The sequence below is a fragment of the Calothrix sp. CBUCES-K 9914 genome, from assembly GCF_059640475.1.
Genome location: NZ_JBXXZH010000003.1, coordinates 24,858 through 46,064, shown reverse-complemented (window position 1 = coordinate 46,064; position 21,207 = coordinate 24,858). Strand labels below are relative to the sequence as shown.

Sequence of the window (21,207 nt, the reverse complement as noted above, 5' to 3'; positions counted from 1 at the left end):
TTTTAATTATGAAATGGTTAAAATTGATTGAAAACAATAGATTCGTAGATTATTTCTAGCTCGTTGACTTGTTCTTCAATTCTTCGTATGTGTTGAGTATTAGATGTAAGTTGCTGTTGATATTTCTCTGGTTTTTGTTCTATTCTTTTCAAAATGACTATTAACTCGTTGATATCGTCATGGGAAAATACATCTCCTGTGGCGCCTGGAAAAATATCTTCTGCAAGTCCACCTTTATTGGAAGCAACTACCCATACTCCTGCGGCCGAAGCTTCGCGCGTTATTAAACCAAAGCTTTCTGACCACAGTGACGGCGCCACTAAAACATCAATTTGACTATAAAAGTCTGACATTTTTTCTGGTGGTAGCTTTGGTATAAATTGAACTGAAGTACTGCCCCAAGTTTCGTGTCTTACAGTATCTGATGCGAACAAGTCAATTACTATCACTTCTGTGTTGTGGAGATTAGCTGCTGTGATAGCTTGTTTGAGAAAGTAATATCCTTTATGAACACAAATTCCACCCGCATAACCCAAGCGAATTCGTTTTGATGAAGTTCGCGGTAGAACTGGTAATAATTTGATGCCGTTACGATTTACTTGAGTGTGGGTAAAACCGTTGAGACGATACAGGGAAGCTTGAAACTCTGAAACAGCGAGGATAAGTTTGGCGCCATTAAGCTGTTTTGCTAAATAACGGCGCCTAGCGAGCGACTTATTTAAATCATCGGCGTAGCGCGCGACTACTAAGGGGTCATTTTGGTGAAAATTTCTTTCGACTCCATCACGGTCGAGCATAAATTGATGGTCGCATATCCACCACGCATCATGAACAGTAACGATGAAACTCATATTTAAATCAGCGGCAGCTTCGAGAACCGATGCAGTTAGTCGCTGTACACAATGAAAGTGAATTAAATCAGGTTCTGTCAATTTTAGATATTGACAAAAGATTTCATATACCCTTTGGTCTTGATAACGCCAGTCAATATCAGGAAATGGAGGTAAGCTTAGACGGGTTACATGAACATTATCTTGAAGGTATTCACATAGTTCATAACCGTTGGGGTTGTGCAAGTCGTAAGTAAAAACAGCAATATCATAACGGTCATCAAACTTTTCTTTGAGGGTATCAACAGTATTTTTGACTATACCAGTTGCTCCCCCTAGTGCTTGAGGTGGATATAAAACATTGACGAATAATAATTTTGGCTTTGGTTTGTTGAGTATCGCGCGTCCTTGTAATACTGCTTTTTGAGTTGCTGAGTTTAAAATATCTCTAAAATTTTCTGCCATTACCTGCGGACTGTATTCGCATAAGGCTTTTTGTTTAGCTTGAAGCGCAATATTCTGACGGTACTCAGCATCTCCAACTATTCTGTCAAGCTTCTTTAACCAATCTTCCTGTGTACTGGCAATTAATACATCTTCTTCGTCTCGTAAGACCTCTGTATACATTTTTGTGTCGCTAACTACCGAGGGAACTCCTAAAACTGCCGCTTCCAACCATTTGATTTCGCTCTTACAGTCGTTAAATAGGTTTCGTTTGAGGGGCGCAATATTAATGTCAGCTTGAGACAAAAATTCCCAATATACTTCTAAATTACTTAGCAACCCAATTCTATCGATTCGGTCTGTGTAAGGCGCCAGTAAATCTGGAAGTGTTAAATATCCAACGATAGTTAACCGAACGTTTGGATATTTTTCGAGAATTTGAGCAATTGCAGGCGCCGCAATTAAAAAATCAGCATCGTGGGTTTTTGTGCCACTACCGTAAAAAATCGATATATAATCGCGCGCAATTTTCGGTGACTGTGTGTACATGAATTGCAACAGCGTGCTATCAATTCCATTGCGGTGACACCAAAGGTTGCCATTACCTATTACACGTTCCATTTCGGAAGCGAGTGAAGGAGTCGAAGCGATAGCATAATCACATAGCGTCAAAGCTTCGCGATAAAGCTTTACTCCGCGCACCAAACCCTCGTATTCATCAACTGAAACTTGTCCTACCAAGTTTTCGTATGGTTCAGGATAAGCCTCATGATTAAATATCAAGTCATCAATATCAAAAAATACAATTTTCTTAAGTGATTTTGCGTATTTAATTGTTTCTATAACTTCTCGAAACGCTGGCACTCGATAAAATATAACAATGTGACAAAAATGTAATTGCGCTTGTGCTTGTTTGTAATGGCGCCAAGATATCCAACTAACTTGATAATTCAGTGCTTGTAACTGTTCTAACTTTTGCTGTACACGATAGCGAAAACACTGTGGTAATGTTTCTTCGACTATCAGTAAGACTGTAGGTTTTTCAGGAATGTAGCGAGGTAAGTTGATATCATGAAAGTTAGGATTTGAAGATGAAATTGATGAAGTTTGTATAAAATGCTTCTTTGGTAATAGAGTGTGTAACTTTTGTTTAAACTTGTTTTTAAATTCTATAATTTGATGACGAGCTTTCCAAAACTTGCTCGTCTGCATCCAAGCAACTGTTCCTTGTGATTGCGCTAACTCTGCTTGTGTTGTTTGTAACTGTGATTTTATGTGTTCTAATTCTAACTGGGTTGTGCGTAATTGAGTTCGTGTTTGCTCTGCCTCAAATTCACTAACCATTGCTCTTGATTCCTATATTTTTCAGTTATATTTGTTTCAATAGTTTTTGTTGATCCCCCCAACCCCCCTTAATAAGGGAGGCTAAGAGTTGTTTTATACTCTTAATAAGGGGCTAAGAGTTATTTTTGTCATTTTTAAGCAGGACTTTAACTCCGGTTCCCCCCTTATTAAGGGGGGTTAGGGGGATCAAAATAATATGAAACTTATTTTCTGTTTGACTATTTATTCATGAAAAAATATTTGTATCAGGACACTCAATACTTGAAATTTAAAATTTTATTTTTATACCATCGTTATTCATGTACCCGACTTACTCAAAGTTATCAACTATGTTTAATAGCTCTTTAGCTCGATGTAAATACGAGTGATTCTCTGTAACAAATTTTTGTACCGTCAATGCCGCACGATTTCTAATTTCTGAGTTTTGTTTGGCTTGAATAATTGTATCTATTACTTCGCGTGCGTCTTGTAATTGAAAGATATAGTCTTTTATCTCTGGGTAAAATTCGCCTATGTTGATGTCATTTGATACAATGATTTGACCTGTTCCAGCTAAGGCTGTTTCATAAAATCTGTTGGTTGGAGAACTTTGTGGTTTAATATTACCGTCACCCGAAAAGTCTCTAAACAGTGTTAGCGCGAATAGCGAGTGGTTTTGCAGCTTCGCTAAATCGGTGGGCGCCAGTCGAAAGTCACGCTCAAATTTGATAATGTCTATACCTGATAGTGTGTCTGGTATATGAGGGTTTGTTGGTAGTATAAATCTACTTGTAAGGTGGTTTTGTTGGAGTAAGCTAATTAGTTCTTTGAGAAAGTTGGTACGGTTAGGCCAAGCTGTGCCAATGAAGACTAAATCGTATAGTAGATTTGAGGAATTAATAACTGGATGGTAAAACCAATCTTTTGATGCTGCAAGAGGAAGGTAGTAACAATGCGGATGGTTGTATATATGTTGACTGGCTTTATCTGATGTGAAGATTATATTAAAGTAATTTGATATTGATTTGTTACGATTTATTTCAAATGGATCCTCAGTTGTCCATAGTACCCATTTGATGTGATTGGATTTTAATTGCCTGATTAAGTCTAATGATATTTCTTCTCCTCCGAAGCATATAATTAGTTCTGGTTGAAAGTTTTTGATGAATAACTGTAGTGTTTGAGGTGGAGATATTTGTGCTTGTAAGGGTATTTCTTTGAAGGCTTGCCAGAGGGAGTGGATGAGATGGAAGTTGTTGTTGGTTGTTTTGGAGTTGTATATTAATATACGAGTCATCATTTTTTTAATTTGAACCGCAAAGGACGCGAAGGACGCAAAGAGAAGAGAAAAGAAGAGAAGAAAAGAGAAGAGAAGAGAAGAGTTAAAGGTTGTTGAAGACTTGTTGAATTAGTGTTTGTAGTCTATGTCTGTATAAGTGTTCTCTATGTACTCTTTGCTTGGCTTTGTTGGCTATGTTGTGACGTAGTTGAGAGTTATTGATGTATTTATCTGCTAGATGTGCAAATTCTTGTTTGCTGTTGAAGCTGATTATTTCTTGTTGGGTAAAATATTCGTACAGTTCCGGTCGGTCGAAGTAGACTAGTTGAAATATTCCCATTGCCGCTACTTCAAATGTTCTCGGTGCCAATGTTGATGGTACTATTTCATATATTTTGTTTTCGATGTTGAAGTTACGCGATAAGTTTAAGACTATTTTGCTGTTTCTATATATAGATAAGAGTTCGTTATAACTAACGTAAGGACGTATAAAAAAGTTCTCGGCTATCTGTGTTGACCAGTTTGACCCAATAATTAATGTTGAGTAATTTTTGAGGATATCTTGCAAACCTTCGATAATATCAATACGATTGGGAAACCCTACACCACAAAAAACAAAGTCCCATTCGGGTTGGTTTGTTGGTTCTAATATATCACAATATATATCACAAGATGAAGCAGCTAGAGGTAAATGATAAACGTTTTGAGAATGATAATATTTACATGAGTTTTTGTCATTGCTGAATACAAAGTCAACTAGTTTGGGTAAAAAGTAATTGCAGTCAAACTCGTAAGGGTCTTCTGTAACCCAAGCAGCTATACGTGTACCTAAGTGAGCGCGCGCTTGTGTAACTAAGTTATATATATCAATATTAAGTTTGTAGAATGACCCGAATAAGATAATTAGTTCTGGTTGTTGTGTTTTGTTAGCTTCTTGTAAATAAGATTCGCTTTGAAAAAATTTGATTACACTATCACAGTGTATAGCTTCCGAAATTAACATTTCACGGATATGCTGATTACTATCTAGGTGTTCTGGAAGCATCCAAATGCAGTGGACTGTATGTGGTTTACTCATAGCAACGGATTATAACGGATGTAACGGATAGTTTATTTATTAGAAACAAGAATTTATTAGAGGCGCCAAAGTACACGAATCAAGTTCGTTGCCAAGTATAATTGGAGCAGCGTTTGATGCTAGAAAGTAATCCTTCTCGTTTGTAATATTGCCATGCTCTGTATACAAGATGTTTCTTAGGCGTTGGAGCGACAGGTAGTTGGGCAGGTGATTGGCTATCGTCTAATTGCTGTACTTCTAAATGTGCTTCAATTTGATGTTCGGTAACGACGCGCGATAGTAGTTCTATAGGGTTGAGATTACTGGGAGTTTGCAGTGTCGCGTATAGTGATAAGTATTGATTGATATTAGATTCTAAAGAGGGGTATTCTACTTCGCTAACTCCTCGCAGTAAATTCGCAAAGTCTTGTGCGCTCATTTTAAGGAAACTGTTTAATACTGTGATGAGGGAACCACAGTCTTTGAAATTGTAAAGAAACCCATTTTCACCATCAGCTATTCGCTCACGAAAAGCTCCTATACTGGGAGCTATCGGAATTAAGCCACATGACCACACTTCTGATAAAGTTAGTACAAAAGTTTCAGGCCAAATTGAGGCGAATAATGCCACATGACAATGTTGTAGGAGTTCAGGTAAATCTTGAGGTGTGTATTGACCGTATAATTTAACTAAGTTTAAATTTTTACTTGCCATTTCAGACACAATATTTGAGTAAGGGTCGCGCGCGTCTCCATAAATATGAAATTGAATCTGTTGTTGCGTACACTCATAATAATCAATGACTTGTAGAATTAACTCTGCCCCTTTGTTAGTGTCAAAATTTCCAACACAAGCAACCTTTAATGGCAGTACAAAATTATTTAATTTATCTAATATATTTTCTTTGCAAAAGTAAGAATTAAGGTAACCGTTCAGGGGGGCGCCAATAATACCTAGACCCATTATCATGCTAGATTTATTCTGTAAATGGTGATAAGCTGAATTCATTCTCTGGTATTGGTCTTGACATAAGTAATGAACAGCATCAACATGATAAAGCACTTGTGATATGAAGTTTCTTCGAGTTAGTTGTGTACCTGCTGGAGAATTAAAATTTTGCTTTAAACATAAATCACAGGTTGGGATAGTAATATTCGGGTAATCACAAAAACTATTGTCCTTCTTTAAAAAATTAAACTGTCGGCAAATGAAATAGTAGTCGAAAAAAGAAACAACAGTTTTTGCTCCAGCTTTTTGAGCTATTAACGGCAAGTTCAATGGAAACCTAAGTAGATGAAAGAAATGAACAACATCAATTTTGTGCTGTATAATGAGAGACTCAAATAAAATAGAAAACTCTTGATGGGAGTAACAATCAGAACTAACATGGTAAGTTAAATTTACTTGTTTTAAAGTTTTGTCTTTGATATTCAAAAGTAAATAATTAGTACAATCACTTGCTATTCTTGCATCGGGAAACAATACATAAACTTGGTTATTATTTGTTTGAGAGAATGCTTGAGTAATAGATAATGCATGAATTTCTGTTCCACCATACGGAGTATAGCCAACCCAATTATGTATGACAAATAATAAGTTCATTACTGGCGTTGCAAATAATTTTTCAACTTTAACCATTGTTCTCGAAGCTGCCAAAACTTACTGCTTTGCATTCCCACAATCATATACTCAAGCTCATGTAAATTTGATTCCTTTTGTTGAATTTGAGATTGTAAAGTGTTTATTTGTAGCTGATATTTAAACTGTTCAGCTTGAACTTGTACTTGAGCTTGTTGCAATTCCTGAAGTTTTAATTTTGTATCCGTTAACTCTGATTGTATCTGTTGTAACTGCAATTTTAGTTGGGTAGTCTGTCCAACTAACTGAGAGTGTCGGTCATTTAGACAAGTATACTCAGCTTTCAATGCAGTATATTTATCTTCAATCGTAGTTGGAAATGCTTGGATGACAAACTGTAAAGTATCTGCTTCGTCATCTTGCTCTACCTGAGTAATTATTTCCTGATGAAATTCATCACGGTTAAACGAGGGTACAAGGTGAACTGAAGTAAAAACTTCTAGTTTAGTACGGTCTATTCCTTTAATAAAATACCCTGTTGCTTCAAATAAATCTTCTATAGTTTTTTTTGTAAAGAATCTTAAATGAGTATTATCTAATATACCAAACTGTGTGTACTCAAATTTACCTTGCAGTAAAGCTAAACGAATAGCTCCATGAGCAATATTAGGGATAGAAGCAACTACATATCCACCTGTATTTAAGATATTTTTCGTATCTTCAAGAACCTTCCAAGGGTTACGAAGATGCTCCAAAACATCTCCAAAAACAGCAACATCAAACTTTTGGTTAGGAAATATTTCTGAAACACTAGTAAAATCCAAATCAGCTACTATCACTTCTTGGCAATACTGCTCGGCAATTTTAGAAGCTTCTTGATTATAATCTACTCCTGTAACAATACAATCATTTAACTTGAGTAACTGAGCTAAATAACCAGTTGCACAACCAAAATCAACTACACGTTTATTCTTACCAATAAAATATAATGTTTTTTTTAAACTACTATTATCTTCAAGAGATTCTTCAGTTAATCCATCAAAAGAAGGGTAGTCTTTAATCCAGTCTTGATCTTTTTCCATAATATCATGTAATATAGTAATTATTTTCTTCTTTCTTTGCGACTTTGCGTGCTTTGCGGTTTGTTAAATAAACATTTTTTTATAATTGTTGGGTTGCGCTACGCTTTCTTTGACACTTACATCTATTGGGTGGTCAACTAAAGCGTAAATTTGTTTTCCTGTTTTTGGTGGTAAAATTTGAAACACCATTGCGTTGTCAATCCAATCAAAAGTCAAAGCTTGATTATTTTCGGCGCCAGCTACCGTCAAGCTATAAGAAGCGGGTCTAAGTGGCAATTTAAATTTAAATTTGACAACGACTCGTTGTCTAAATTCTAGCTGGTCGATTTTGGCATTTTCCTCAAAAGTATTAGTACCGATGATTTCATTACCGTTTTTATCACAAATATAAAATCCTAAAATACAGCTAAGGAGTTTTGTATACGCTTCTATCTCTACAACTAGCGTGACTTCTTCGTTGAAACCAAAAACAGGAGTATCACCAGCGTCTTCACCCAAATGATTGAGCATTTTTACTGTTATGATTCTTGCTTTGCCACTTCCTCTACGCGCGATACTTGTATCCTTATTACTTTTACTTTCGTGATGTTCTTGTGCTGCGTTCGACTCGGATGCTGATATACCTAACTCTAAATCTGTGAGTAATTTAAGATACGTAATCGTGACTTCGTTCGGCGCCCCAGTAGTGTATATTTGTCCATCATGAATCATAACTGCTGAGTTACATAACGTTTTGATGGTGCCAGCGTCATGGGATACAAATAGTGTGGTGACACCAGAGTCCATAAGCGCGCGCATCCTTCGCATACAACGGTGTTGAAAGACAATATCACCGACAGCAAGCGCTTCATCAACAATAAGCACCTCTGGGTCAACATTAACTGCGACTGCAAAAGCTAAACGGACAAACATCCCGCTAGAGTAAGTTTTTACAGGTTGGTAAATAAAATCACCTATATCAGCAAACCCAGCAATATCATCAAACTTTGACTCAATTTCATTCTGACTCAACCCCAGCAACCTACCGTTAAAAAATACGTTTTGTCTTCCAGTAAATTCTGGGTTAAAACCACTGCCCAACTCTAAAAGTGCTGAAACACGACCTCTAACTGTTACCTCTCCTGTAGTTGGTGTCAAAGTTCCTGCGATAATTTGCAGCATTGTGCTTTTACCAGAACCGTTACGTCCTATAATTCCTACCGTCTGACCCTTGGGAATATCCAAACTAATATCGCGTAAAGCTAAAAACTCATTGCCTTTACTAGAGTTTGGCAACAATAACTCCTTGAGTCGATCCATTGGACGCGCGTAACGCTTATAACACTTGGATACATTTTTGAGTGAAATTGCGATTTCCTCACTCATTATTTAACACCTTGATGACTATATAACGATTATTGAAATTAAGCAGTAAAAAGAAAAGGACATCACTGTCCTGTTTCTCTTTTTCCTTTTTCTACAGAATTACAACACATCCGCAAAGGCAGGACGTAGGCGCCGATAAACCCACAATCCGCAAACAAATAATACCAGTGAGGTTGCAGTCGCGACTCCAAACTCACCCCAGTGTTTGACTTCGCCATTTAAAACGATATCGCGGTAAAATTCGACTACTGCAGTCATTGGGTTCAACCAAAATATCCAAGTTCGCAGTTCTTCAGGAATCGCTGTAGCAGGGTAAATAATTGGTGTCGCGTACATCCAAATGTTTAAAACAACACCCAAAGTTTGTGGAATGTCTCGTAAAAATACTGTTAAACCAGCTGCTAAATAACCCATTCCCGCAGTTAAAAGCAACTGTGTGAACCAGACCAGAGGCAATAATGCTAAAGTCGTATGTAATGTGTGAGAAGTAAAAGCGACAAAAATAATTAGCAGTGTTAAGCCAAAAGAACTTTCAATAAAAGATGATAATATTGGCACTAAAGGCAGTAAAGACAGCGGGAAAACGACTTTTTTGACTAAATTAGGCTGTACTACTACAGAGCTTGCCGACTGCATCAAACCACCTGAAAAGGCAATCCAAGGTAACAACCCCGCAAATAGCCATAATCCAAAAGTAAAATTATTGTCAGGCAGAGCTTTGAGAGTAAGCTTGACTTTAAGTACAAACGAGAAAACGTAAGTATAAATTAATAGCTGCGAGAGTTGATTTAACAACGGCCAAAAATTTCCCAGTACCGAACCTTTGTAACGTGCTTCCAAGTCACGTCTCACCAGCGTTCGCAGCAAATCATATTTTGCTAAGAACTTTTCGTTGACAGGGAGCAAACGCTTTAACTTTCTTAGCTTACGGCTAATACCTTGCACTTCCATATAATTCCTATGCCTCACACACACATAATATTTTAAGGAATGAATCTGAGTTATACTCTCAGGTTCCGATTAGTTCCTTTATTGTGGCAGATTCGGATAAACTGAGTCTTGGTTTACTGCATAGTTTATAGTTGGCATGGAAATCGGACAAAGAGTTAAAGTATATCGCTTACGCGACCGCGTTAGTGCTGCAACTGTTAAAAAATTAGGACAAACCGGCATAGTCCAAGGTTATAAGATAACCGATTCTAGCGGTGTCGGTGTTGTGGTACTGTTTGATGACAATTATTCTACCTGGTTCTTTGAGGATGAAATCAAACCAGTGTAGAGAGTGCTGAGTGCTGAGTGCTGAGTGCTGAGTGTAGAGAGTGCTGAGTGCTGAGTGCTGAGTGCTGAGTGCTGAGTGCTGAGTGCTGAGTGCTGAGTGCTGAGTGCTGAGTGCTGAGTGCTGAGTGCTGAGTGTAGAGTGCTGAGTGCTGAGTTAACTATCTAGCGACTATCTGAGAAATGCATTTTACTTCTTCCAAGGTTTACAACTTTGGGGGAGGTGAAACTGCTGCATTAAGAGTGCTAAGTTATGAGTGCTGCATTAAATTAACGAGTATAGGAATATTTTTAAATGGCGCTGATACTAACATTTTTAGGTAAAGGCAGTACCGCGCGGACTAAAATTGCAATCGCTGCTGCTATGAAATACGCACGCGATGGTAAGCGGGTACTATTAGCTGGTAACTCCGAACCAGCGATACAAAGTCTTTTGGGGACAACGCTTTCCAATGAACCCGTGGAAGTGGCGCCTAATTTACAAGCAGTACAATTTCATGCAAGCACGTTACTCGAAAAAAACTGGGATGAAGTAAAAAAGCTCGAAGCACAGTATTTAAAAACACCCATTCTTAAAGAAGTATACGGTCAAGAACTCGCCGTTTTACCAGGAATGGATGCAGCTTTGGCTCTTAACGCGATTCGGCAGTATGATGAAAGTGGTAAATTTGATACCATTGTTTATGATGGTGCAGGTGACTCTACAACCTTACGTTTACTAGGTTTACCTGAATCACTAAGTTGGTACGTGCGACGGTTTAGACAGTTGTTTATTAACTCTGATTTAGGTCGAACCATTTCTGAGTCACCTTTAGTTCAACCTCTGATTAGTACATTTTTTAACATTAACTGGACATCAGACAATTTTTCTGAGCCTACTAATATGGCAAATAATTTGCTTGACAAGGGTAAAGCTGCACTTGCTGACCCTAAGCGGATAGCTGCTTTCTTGGTGACAAACGATGACCCTGTTGAAATTGCGTCTGCTCGCTATTTATGGGGTAGTGCCCAGCTAGTAGGGCTAACGGTAGGAGGTGTTATATTCACAGGCGCCACTTCAAATCCAATTAACTCACAACTAAGCGAACAATTTGCGCCTTTAAATGTAACCGCAGTAGACGATGCTAACCAAGGGCAGTATGAAGCGATGGTAGATAAATTACCCGACTTTGCAGCCCAAGCAAAAATGGCGCCTCGACCTATTGAGATAGATATAAATTCCAGTCAAGTACGTTTGTTCTTGCCAGGATTTGACAAAAAGCAAGTTAAACTAACTCAATACGGTCCAGAAGTAACCGTAGAAGCAGGAGACCAACGCCGGAATATAGTTTTACCTCCTCCGTTGAGTGGAAAACCTGTAGCTGGCGCCAAGTTTCAGAATGGTTATTTGATAGTCTCGTTTTGATAAAGTTGCTTCTAACTAGTAAGGTGCGTGACGCTACTAGATAGCTGCTTCGTTTTAAAATTGTTGGTAGCGTCACGCACCCTACCTTTCCAAAAAAAAAGCTTATGTCAGAAACACCGATTACTCCATCTACTGAGGAAGTCAAACCAGCAGTTGACCGCAGTGCGAAGACCAGACAATTACTTGGTATGAAAGGTGCGGCGCCTGGTGAAAGTTCGATATGGAAAATTCGCCTGCAATTAATGAAGCCAATTACGTGGATACCCTTAATATGGGGTGTCGTATGCGGTGCCGCTTCGAGTGGTGAATATACATGGACACTGGAAAATGTTCTGAAGTCATTGACTTGTATGTTGCTATCGGGACCACTGATGGCAGGATATTGTCAAATTACAAATGATTATTACGACCGAGAAATAGACGCAATCAACGAACCCTATCGTCCCATACCCTCTGGAGCAATTTCTATACCCCAGGTATTGACGCAAATTTGGGTATTATTAATAGCAGGTTTGGTATTAGCGTTTGCTCTCGATAAATGGGCGGGTAACAGTTATCCCACTATCACTACTATTGCTGTTATCGGCGCCATTATTTCATATATATACTCGGCGCCACCTTTAAAATTAAAACAAAATGGCTGGCTTGGTAGTTACGCACTTGGCGCCAGTTACATAACTTTTCCTTGGTGTACTGGTCATGCATTATTTGGCGAACTGCACTGGCAAATAATAGTTTTGACAATGTTTTATAGTTTAGCGGGCTTGGGTATTGCCATCGTTAATGACTTTAAGAGTGTGGAAGGAGATACACAACTTGGACTAAAATCACTCCCTGTGATGTTTGGTGTTCAAACTGCCGCTTGGATTTGCGTGTTAATGATTGATATATTTCAAGCTGGAATTGCTGTTTACCTTATCTCTATTCATCAGCAATTATACGCAGCTATTTTATTATTACTCGTGATTCCGCAAATTACATTCCAAGACATGTACTTTCTACGTGACCCATTAAACAACGATGTTAAATATCAAGCATCAGCACAACCGTTCCTCGTTTTGGGGATGTTAGTAACTGGTATTGCAATTGGGCACGCAGGGTTGTAATTTTTACGAGACGCGATATGTTGTGGAGACGCGATATATTCCCTGCGGGACACTCCGTGAACGCGTCTCCACATTATGTATAGATTTTTATCAATAAATTTCAAATTATAACAATCTCTCTTTAGCGGTAAGCTAAAAATATATAATCCAGTTTAGATAGTATTTATGCTCTGTTCTTGTATTTAAAGTTACTAACTTAAGATATTACTGTGTTACAAATATTATTGAAGATAATTAGCGGAATTCAGCCTTTACTTGCCCCCATTTGTTTTGTAGGCGCCTGGGGGTTAATTGTTCTAGTGATTTGGAGTTTATGGGCAACTGCGCGCGATAGTGTATCGACAGCAAAGCAAATGCATCAAATTCCCTGTTCGGGTTGCCAATACTTTACTTCCGACTATCGACTCAAATGTACTATTCACCCGTCAAAAGCAAACACCGAACAAGCAGTTAACTGTATAGATTATCAGGCAAAGACAAATCCGATGTATTACTAATATACTACTAAGATTCGCTCATTTCGAGTAAAACCTTCATTACACCGCGCGTTTTTGCTTGTTCAAACGCGGTAATTCCTTCATTCAGAGGAAATATTGAATGAATTAGGGGTTTTACGTTTATTTTGCCTGTAGCTAGTAATTGAAGTGCAGGTGCGAATGGACCACAACGTGAACCAATTAGAGTTATTTCATCAACAACCAAAGCAGAAGCATCTAAGCTAAGATTTCCGGCGTAGGTGCTTTTTAATACTAATGTGCCGCGTGGACGTAAAGCGCGACGTGCAATATCGAAGCCAGCAGCATTACCTGTACATTCAACGGCAATATCAAAGCTACGTGTTTTTACGGCATCAGTATAGCCAACTTTGATACATTGAGCTTCTAAATTTGCAAGTTTTTCAGTATGACGCCCAATAGCCAATAAATCACAACCAGTTAGCGCGAGTGTTTGTGCTACTAACTGTCCTAATTTACCATCTCCAACAACGAGTACTTGGTCTTGAGAAGAAATAGATATTTGTTGCTGAATTTCTAGTGCTGCTGCTACAGGTTCAGTGAATGTTGCCACATCAGTAGGAACATTATCGGGAACTATGTGTAAGTTTGTTACGGGTAAAGATAAATAATCAGCAAAGGCGCCGTTACGGTTCACAATACCTAAAACCGTGCGGTTTTCACAGTGAGTAGGAATTCCTTTGAGACAATAACGGCATTTTCCACAAGCTGCATTAATTTCTCCAACAACCCGTTTACCAACTAAATCATCTGCTCCACTTTCAACCACACCAACAAATTCGTGCCCTAAAATACCAGTGTAGGGATAATAACCGCGCGTCAGTTCAATGTCAGTGTTACATATACCCGCTTTACATACCCTCACCAAAGCTTCTCCTGAAGAAGGTTCAGGAACTGATATATCAGTACGAAGTTCAAGCTGTTGATTTTCGAGCCAAAGTCCTTTCATAAGTAAATAATATACGTAGGATAGGCGTCCCGCCTGTCCTTATTAATATTGCTAAGGCTAGTAGGGCAGGCAAGATGCCTACCCTACGGTAGCAAATCGCGCGCATTTACGGATATGCTAATTTTAGATGGTGCTACAGAATGAATAAAACCTTTACACTAAACTTGACACGAATATTTGTCTTAACATTCGGATGTTTTGTGCTTTCTACTTTACCAGTAGGCGCCTTACCACAAAACGCAAAAACCTGTGAAACTCGTTTTCCTTTGAGTAAGTGCGTTAACAGCGTCACTCAACTCGTTGCACAAATCGCACGGGCAAACGTAATATATTTAGGAGAGACGCATGATAGCGCATCTGACCACGAAAACCAGTTGAAAATTATTCAGGAATTATATAAACGAAACAAAAAAGTTGCTATCGCAATGGAAATGTTTCAGCGCCCCTTCCAAAACGTTATTAATGAGTACTTAGCAGGTAAAATAACCGAAGAAGAACTGGTTAAGCAAACCGAGTATGAACAACGCTGGGGTTTTGAGTACTCATTATACGCCCCCATTCTAAGATATGCTAAAGAGAATAAAATACCAGTTTTAGCAACAAACACTCCCGCAGAAATTACCCGTAAAGTTTCGCGTCAAGGTTTAGAAAGCTTAACACTCGAAGAGAGTAAGTTGATACCACCATTTTCAGAAATTCGCACCTCTCCAGAAGAATACCGCAAAATGGTTTTAGCCGCATTTGAAGCGCATCAAAGTGCAGGACATGGAAAAAGCAATAGCGCAGAAAGATTTTTCCTTGCACAAGTTTTATGGGATGAGACAATGGCAGAGAGTATTGCCAATTCCCTAAAAACTAATCGCGATTATCAAATTGTTGTTTTAGCTGGACAAGGACACATAGTCTACAATTATGGTATTCCTAGCCGTGTAGAACGGCGCCTACAAGATAAACAAATAACTCAGTATTCAGTACTATTAAGTCCACCATTAGATGATAATCTACCCATAAATAAACAAATAGCTGACTTTATTTGGCACCAGTAGAGGGACAGAATAGTAATTTAAACGTACTAATAGGTGCTAAAAATGATCTCAATATTGTTGTGACGCATATCACGTCAACACAATTTGTCACAAAATATACAAAATTTATCAAATGTTTTCAGCGAATCTATCGTTCCATTTAAAGGATACAAAGCAAAGCATTATTCGCTTAATCCTGAGTATAATAAGTGGCTAGGCAATTTTTTACTAAATTCCGTAAGGTTTGTGCATGAAACCCGGTTTGCAAAAAGGACAGCTTGTAAGATGGAAAGATGAGCGAGGGTTTGGATTTATACAACCTGTAGACGCGAGCAAACAAGTTTTTCTACACATTTCTGATCTTAAAGACACAAGTCGGCGCCCAATAGTAGGCGACACTATTTACTATAACGTTGTACCTGACAAAGGTGGGAAAGTTCGCGCCAGTAACGCTTTGATTGAGGGTGCAAACGAAAATGCATTATCAAAAATTTCATCTAATAGCAACAAAGCTGTATGTAAAAGGTCTTTATCTAAATTTCCAATATTCAAAACAATGCTGGTGTCTAGTTTACCGTTATTCGGGGCTATTCATTTTGCATTAACAACTACCATTATGTTTCCACTCATTGTCTATGCTGTGATGAGTTTATTGACATTTGGTCTGTACGCTGATGATAAATCTCGTGCTAAACACGGAGGATGGAGAACGTCAGAAAAGACGTTACATTTGTTTGAACTTGCAGGTGGATGGTTTGGAGGATTTATTGCCCAACAAATTTTGTATCATAAAAGTAGTAAAAGTTCGTATCAAGCTGTATTCTGGACAATTGTTGTGATTCATTATGCGCTTTGGTTAGGATGGCTACTTTGGGTAAACCTTTATTAAGATAGTTCTCATAAACCTTGCTAGAAATATAGATATAGATAGTAGGTGGTTGTTTAAGTAAGGGTTATGATGACAGCGAATGATAAATTTAGCTTGAAATCTAAAAACGAAGATTCAAAAGATTGGTCTTGGCCATTTTGGTTTGCCGTACCATTTTATCCTTACGGCAGGCGCCGGACTGTGAAGAAAGAAGTAATAAAAGATACGATTTGGACTTTCGACCAGCTTCACGGTATTCTTTACACTATTACACCGATTCGGATGATGGTTGTAAAATTAAAAGCAGGTGGTCTTCTTGTATATGCACCAGTGGCGCCAACCCGTGAATGTGTACGTATGGTTAATGAGATAGTGGCAAAGCATGGTGATGTTAAATACATAATATTGCCAACTAGTTCAGGCTTAGAGCATAAAGTATTTGTTGGTCCGTTTGCACGATGTTTTCCTACAGCACAAGTATTTGTTGCCCCTCACCAATGGAGTTTTCCGTTTAATTTACCGCTAGGTTGGCTAGGGTTTCCTCAAAAGAGAACTCAGGAACTACCAACTGATGTAGAAATGGCGCCTTTTAAAGACGATTTTGATTATACAGTGCTAGATATAAATTTGGGGCGTGGTTCTTTCGTCGAAGTTGCAATGTTTCACAAAAGTTCGCGTACATTGCTTGTATGTGATTGTGCATTATCTATTCCTGAAGAACCGCCAGAAATAGCTCAACTAGACCCATATGCTTTATTATTTCACGCGCGAGATAATTCCACTGAAGTTATAGAAGACAACGCAGCAAACCGTCGCAAAGGATGGCAGCGCATAGCATTATTTTCAATATATTTCCGTCCCAGTGCTTTGCAAGTAGCTGGAACATGGGAGTCACTGCGTGATGCTTTAAAAGCACCTGATAAATCTAGAAAAGCATACTTTGGCTTCTTTCCATTTCGCTGGAAAGACAACTGGCAAGAGTCTTTTAAGGCTTTGCGTGCTTATGGGCGCCCATTTGTCGCACCCATTTTACAAACCCTTATTTTACCACAGGCGCCAAAGCAAGTACTCGATTGGGCAGATAAAATAGCCACATGGAACTTCGCGCGTATAATATCCTGCCACTTTGATTCCCCAATTCAAACAACACCGCACGAATTCCGCAACAGCTTCGCCTTCCTAGAACAAAACTCTTCTACGAGTCAAGCATTTGGATGTGCAAACGAACCCTTAGTAGAAGAAGACTTTAAATTTATTAAAGACCTCGAAGCAAATCTCGTCCAACGTGGTATGGCTACACCACCAAAAGAAAAAGTTTAACACCTGTTGTAAATAAAAATTTACCTCTTGTGGAACGGGCATCCCTGCCGTTAAACATTTAGGGCAAGTCAGCATTAAAAAGCAGGGCTTTCGATACCTTAAAATTTTTAAATTTAAGTAATTGTATGCAAAAAGTAGCGGTGTTTGGCAATGCTGGAGGCGGTAAATCAACTCTAAGCAAGAGGTTATCAGAAATCACTGGTTTGCCACTTTACGTTTTGGACAAGATAAAACATCAATCAGAGGATGCTGAAGTTCCATATGAAGATTATAAGCGCGCGCATCAACAAATTTTAGCTAATGACAGATGGATTATTGACGGGTTTGGTTGCATGGAAACAATTTGGCTACAACTAAACGAGGCTGATAGTCTGATTTTTGTCGATCTACCACTGTATGTACATTTCTGGTTGGTAACTAAACGATTAATCACAGGTTACTTTAAATCGCCAGAAGGATGGCCTGAAAATAGTCCAATATTGGAGAGTTCGTTACTTAGTTATCGCGTACTATGGTTATGTCATAAACATTTGACTCCAAAATATCGTGAGTATATCAAGCAAGTAAAAAGCATCAAAAGTGTTTATCACATTCGCTCGACTAAACAGATTTCGCAATTTTTGGAATTAATTCAAAATGATACTAACGCTCACAATTTACCACAAAGGCAGTAGTGGTTCGTGTCAATAGTTTTGGTGTGTTGTAGCATAGGTGTCTCGCCTGTGCGCGCGGTCAGGCGAGACGCCGTGAGCCGACCAAATTAATTGACACAGACCAGTAGTGGTTCGTGTCAATAGTTTTGGTGTGTAGGCGCCAATAGTAAGCGTGGCGGGCGCCTACCGTTACGGTATGGTAGGGTGTGTGACGCTACGAAAAATTTCACTCAATATGAAGAGACTTGTAGCGTCACGCACCGACACGAGCAATGGATGGTGCGTCAAAGCACATGATTTTTCGTTTTCTTGAAGACCCTAATAGCTTTGACGCACCCTACATACTACAACACACCATGTAAATTAGTTGCTATTTATTGAAAAAAATGCTGATTAATGATAATGATAAGGTGGTAATAATTTATGCTTTACAAAAGTTAAAAAATATTAAAGATAATTAGCAATGGATGAAAAGAATAATTTAAAAGAAATATATAAATTTCTTCAAGAAACTGGTGTTAAATTTGTACGATTTCTTTGGTGTGATAATGCCAATATTATCCGTGGCAAAGCCGTACATTTGGAGATGCTATCTCACTACTTTGAGCATGGGGTAGGTATTTCCGCAGGACAGCAGGGAATTCCTGTGATGTATGATGCAGTTGTACCAGAAACTGATTTAGGTCCAGTAGGTGAAATTCGCTTAGTAGCAGATTGGTCTAGCCTACAGTCTTTACCTTATACTCCTAACCATGCTCGTGCTATGGGCAATATGATATTAAATGGTTCTCCTTGGGCGTTATGTCCGCGAGATTTTTTGAAGCGAATGATTGCAGCTGCTAAGTCTCAAGGTTTGGAAGTGCGGGCAGCTTTTGAAAACGAGTTTTACTTGCTGCGACAGACACCTGAAGGTATTATTTCTGCTGACTCCACAGTGTTTGCCTCAACTCAAGCAATGGATATCAACTATGAAGTAATTGATGAGATTGCCGATGCACTTATCGCTCAAGGCATACCAGTAGAACAATATTATCCAGAATCTGGACCTGGTCAGCATGAAATTTCTATACGCTACACTAATGCTTTGCAAGCAGCTGATTGGCAGATTGCTTTTCGAGAAACTGTTAAAGCAATTTCCTGGCGCCATAAACTCACTGCTTCATTCTTACCCAAAATTTTTGCGGATGCACCTGGTAGCGGTTGTCACATTCATTTTAGCCTTTGGCGTGATGAAAAAAACCTCTTACCCGACCCACAAGGCATCTGTGGTCTATCTCCAGTGGCATTACAATTTATCGGTGGTATTCTGCAACATTTACCAGCACTGATGGCAATAACTACTCCAAGTACTAATTCTTACCGCCGCATTCGTCCTCATAGTTGGAGCGGAGCTTTTCGGTGTTGGGGAATAGATAATAGAGAAGCATCTGTGAGAGTTCCCAGTGACCCTAGTTTGAACTGTCCCAGCCACTTGGAATTAAAAACTGTAGATGCCTCAGCTAATCCTTACTTAGCTTTAGGTGCATTAATTGCTGCTGGTCTTGATGGTGTGCAGTGTGGTCTGGCGCCTGGAAACCCAGTAAATCAAGACCCAGGATATTTATCAATTGAAGAACTTAATGCTAATCAAATAGATCGATTACCAGATAATCTAGGAGAAGCAATAACTCATCTCCAGCAAGACAATATTTTATTAACAGCTTTAAATCCTCAGTTAGCGCAAGCTTTCTTAGCAGTTCGTACTGCAGAGTGGCAAGCGATGAAAGATTGGGAATTAAAGACAGAAGTGAATACATTATTAGAAAAATATTAATGATGTTTAATTTGCACAATGAATTTAGCTGATATTCCTTTAATTGACCAACACGCCCACAACATATTAAAACCAGAGGTAGCTGCTCAATACCCTTATGCAGCTGCCTTTACAGAAAGTTATCATCCAGAAATTATTAATCATCATGCCCGTTATACCTTTTTTTATCGGCGTAGCCTGCGCGAGGTTGCCGCTTTGTTAAACTGTGAAGCAGAAGAAACAGAAATTTTAGCACGGCGCCAAAGTTTAGGTTTAGAAGAGCTAACAAATATTTATTTTAAAGCTGCCAATATAGAAGGGATTTATTTAGACGATGGTTTACAACCAGAAGCTATCTTACCTCTATCGTGGCATGAAAGATTTACTACTGTACGACGAATTTTGAGATTAGAACAGTTAGCAGAACAGCTAATTTCACAATCACCAGATTTTAACACTTTTTTAGCCAGATTCAACAGCGAACTTGACCCGCCACCACTTGGAGTAGTTGGTTTTAAAAGTATTGCCTGTTATCGAAGTGGTTTGGATATTCAACCTGTAGCTTTCGAGGTGGCTAAGGTTCATTTTGAAAACCTCAAACAAAATTCGCCAACTCAAACAATACGACTTACAGATAAACCCCTGATTGATTTTTTGCTGCAACATGCTTTATTAGTAGCAGCGAAATATCGTCTCCCAGTGCAATTACATACTGGCTATGGCGACCCCGACTTAGATTTACGATTGGCTAATCCCTTATATTTGCGACAATTACTAGAATCTCCAGAGTATTCCCGTGTACCAATAGTATTGCTACATGCTTCCTATCCTTATATGCGGGAGGCTGGTTATTTAGCTTCTGTATATCCTCAAGTTTATTTAGATTTTGGGTTGGCAGTACCCTTTTTAAGTGTCTCTGGGATGCGGGAAACTATTAGACAGTTATTAGAATTAACTCCCACTACCAAATTAATGTATGCTTCTGATGCCCACTCAATTCCAGAATTGTACTACTTGGGTGCAAAATGGGGGCGCCAACTGTTAGGAGAAGTGCTGTGGCAAGCAGTTACAGATTCTGACATTACTGTTGCGGAAGCTGAAGCGAGCGCTGTGGCAATTTTACGCGAAAATGCTTTATTTCTCTACCAAGTTGTAGTATGAGTGGTACTGGTTATTGAATACTTGAATCGCATACGTTATTATTGGGCAACATCCGATTGTTTAAAGGCTTCCATCAAAACTGCGCCAGTTCCAAAATAATCATATGGAGTTGGCAAGTCGTAGGTTTTAAAAGGTTCTAGAGGAGAAATATTCTCTACTACATCTAAATCTATTGTAAG

18 protein-coding genes are annotated in these 21,207 nt (G+C 38.6%); 10 read left to right on the top strand and 8 right to left on the bottom strand.

Translation table 11 applies throughout. The features are described 5' to 3' along the window. Positions 1–17 precede the first annotated feature (17 nt). From AC2JBO_RS01060 to AC2JBO_RS01030, 7 genes are all read right to left on the bottom strand, one after another. The gene (locus AC2JBO_RS01060; protein WP_496951761.1) at positions 18–2,618 is read right to left on the bottom strand and encodes a glycosyltransferase; all 2,601 of its coding nucleotides are present in this window, start codon (positions 2,616–2,618) and stop codon (positions 18–20) included. 310 nt (positions 2,619–2,928) lie between these two features. Next, positions 2,929–3,897 carry a glycosyltransferase family protein gene (locus AC2JBO_RS01055; protein WP_496951760.1) on the bottom strand — a complete coding sequence of 323 codons (969 nt, stop codon included), beginning with the start codon at positions 3,895–3,897 and terminating at the stop codon, positions 2,929–2,931. Between the two features lie 82 nt (positions 3,898–3,979). Next, positions 3,980–4,954 (bottom strand): CgeB family protein, encoded by a 975-nt coding sequence (locus tag AC2JBO_RS01050; RefSeq protein WP_496951759.1) that lies wholly within the window; start codon positions 4,952–4,954, stop codon positions 3,980–3,982. A gap of 79 nt (positions 4,955–5,033) precedes the next feature. Beyond that, positions 5,034–6,572 (bottom strand): glycosyltransferase family 4 protein, encoded by a 1,539-nt coding sequence (locus tag AC2JBO_RS01045; protein ID WP_496951758.1) that lies wholly within the window; start codon positions 6,570–6,572, stop codon positions 5,034–5,036. Further along, positions 6,536–7,594 (bottom strand): class I SAM-dependent methyltransferase, encoded by a 1,059-nt coding sequence (locus AC2JBO_RS01040; RefSeq protein WP_496951757.1) that lies wholly within the window; start codon positions 7,592–7,594, stop codon positions 6,536–6,538. The genes AC2JBO_RS01045 and AC2JBO_RS01040 overlap by 37 nt, the downstream gene beginning before the upstream one ends. Positions 7,595–7,657: 63 nt before the next feature. Then, positions 7,658–8,959, bottom strand: a complete 1,302-nt coding sequence (locus AC2JBO_RS01035; protein ID WP_496951756.1) for an ABC transporter ATP-binding protein — start codon at positions 8,957–8,959, stop codon at positions 7,658–7,660. A 99-nt stretch (positions 8,960–9,058) separates the two neighbouring features. After that, a complete protein-coding gene (locus AC2JBO_RS01030) occupies positions 9,059–9,904 on the bottom strand; it encodes an ABC transporter permease (protein WP_496951805.1) in 846 nt (281 codons plus the stop codon). A gap of 142 nt (positions 9,905–10,046) precedes the next feature. On the opposite strand from AC2JBO_RS01030, the gene petP reads away from it, so the two are divergent. The 4 genes from petP (at position 10,047) to AC2JBO_RS01010 (ending at position 13,242) form a co-directional block, all read left to right on the top strand. Further along, entirely contained in the window at positions 10,047–10,238 is a 192-nt protein-coding gene (petP, locus tag AC2JBO_RS01025) for a cytochrome b6f subunit PetP (RefSeq protein ID WP_496951755.1), read from the top strand. A 291-nt stretch (positions 10,239–10,529) separates the two neighbouring features. Then, positions 10,530–11,639 carry a Get3/ArsA fold putative tail anchor-mediating ATPase NosAFP gene (locus AC2JBO_RS01020; RefSeq protein ID WP_496951754.1) on the top strand — a complete coding sequence of 370 codons (1,110 nt, stop codon included), beginning with the start codon at positions 10,530–10,532 and terminating at the stop codon, positions 11,637–11,639. A 104-nt stretch (positions 11,640–11,743) separates the two neighbouring features. Next, on the top strand, positions 11,744–12,745 hold the full coding sequence (gene chlG, locus AC2JBO_RS01015; RefSeq protein ID WP_496951753.1) for a chlorophyll synthase ChlG: 1,002 nt from the start codon (positions 11,744–11,746) through the stop codon (positions 12,743–12,745). 209 nt (positions 12,746–12,954) lie between these two features. Further along, a complete protein-coding gene (locus AC2JBO_RS01010; RefSeq protein ID WP_496951752.1) occupies positions 12,955–13,242 on the top strand; it encodes a hypothetical protein in 288 nt (95 codons plus the stop codon). A gap of 7 nt (positions 13,243–13,249) precedes the next feature. Here the strand turns inward: AC2JBO_RS01010 and AC2JBO_RS01005 are convergent, their stop codons facing one another. After that, positions 13,250–14,209, bottom strand: a complete 960-nt coding sequence (locus AC2JBO_RS01005; RefSeq protein WP_496951751.1) for an MDR/zinc-dependent alcohol dehydrogenase-like family protein — start codon at positions 14,207–14,209, stop codon at positions 13,250–13,252. A 140-nt stretch (positions 14,210–14,349) separates the two neighbouring features. Between AC2JBO_RS01005 and AC2JBO_RS01000 the strand changes: the two genes are divergently transcribed. From AC2JBO_RS01000 to AC2JBO_RS00975, 6 genes are all read left to right on the top strand, one after another. Beyond that, the gene (locus AC2JBO_RS01000) at positions 14,350–15,255 is read left to right on the top strand and encodes a ChaN family lipoprotein (RefSeq protein WP_496951750.1); all 906 of its coding nucleotides are present in this window, start codon (positions 14,350–14,352) and stop codon (positions 15,253–15,255) included. Between the two features lie 229 nt (positions 15,256–15,484). Then, positions 15,485–16,123, top strand: a complete 639-nt coding sequence (locus AC2JBO_RS00995) for a DUF1294 domain-containing protein (RefSeq protein WP_496951749.1) — start codon at positions 15,485–15,487, stop codon at positions 16,121–16,123. 69 nt (positions 16,124–16,192) lie between these two features. Continuing rightward, positions 16,193–17,422: a DUF4336 domain-containing protein gene (locus AC2JBO_RS00990; protein WP_496951804.1), complete on the top strand. Its 1,230-nt coding sequence runs from the start codon at positions 16,193–16,195 to the stop codon at positions 17,420–17,422. A gap of 125 nt (positions 17,423–17,547) precedes the next feature. Beyond that, positions 17,548–18,096: a P-loop NTPase family protein gene (locus tag AC2JBO_RS00985; protein ID WP_496951748.1), complete on the top strand. Its 549-nt coding sequence runs from the start codon at positions 17,548–17,550 to the stop codon at positions 18,094–18,096. Between the two features lie 442 nt (positions 18,097–18,538). Further along, positions 18,539–19,888, top strand: coding sequence for a glutamine synthetase family protein (locus AC2JBO_RS00980; RefSeq protein WP_496951747.1), 1,350 nt, complete (start codon positions 18,539–18,541; stop codon positions 19,886–19,888). Positions 19,889–19,906: 18 nt separating this feature from the next. After that, on the top strand, positions 19,907–21,028 hold the full coding sequence (locus tag AC2JBO_RS00975; protein ID WP_496951746.1) for an amidohydrolase family protein: 1,122 nt from the start codon (positions 19,907–19,909) through the stop codon (positions 21,026–21,028). Positions 21,029–21,207: the final 179 nt, after the last annotated feature.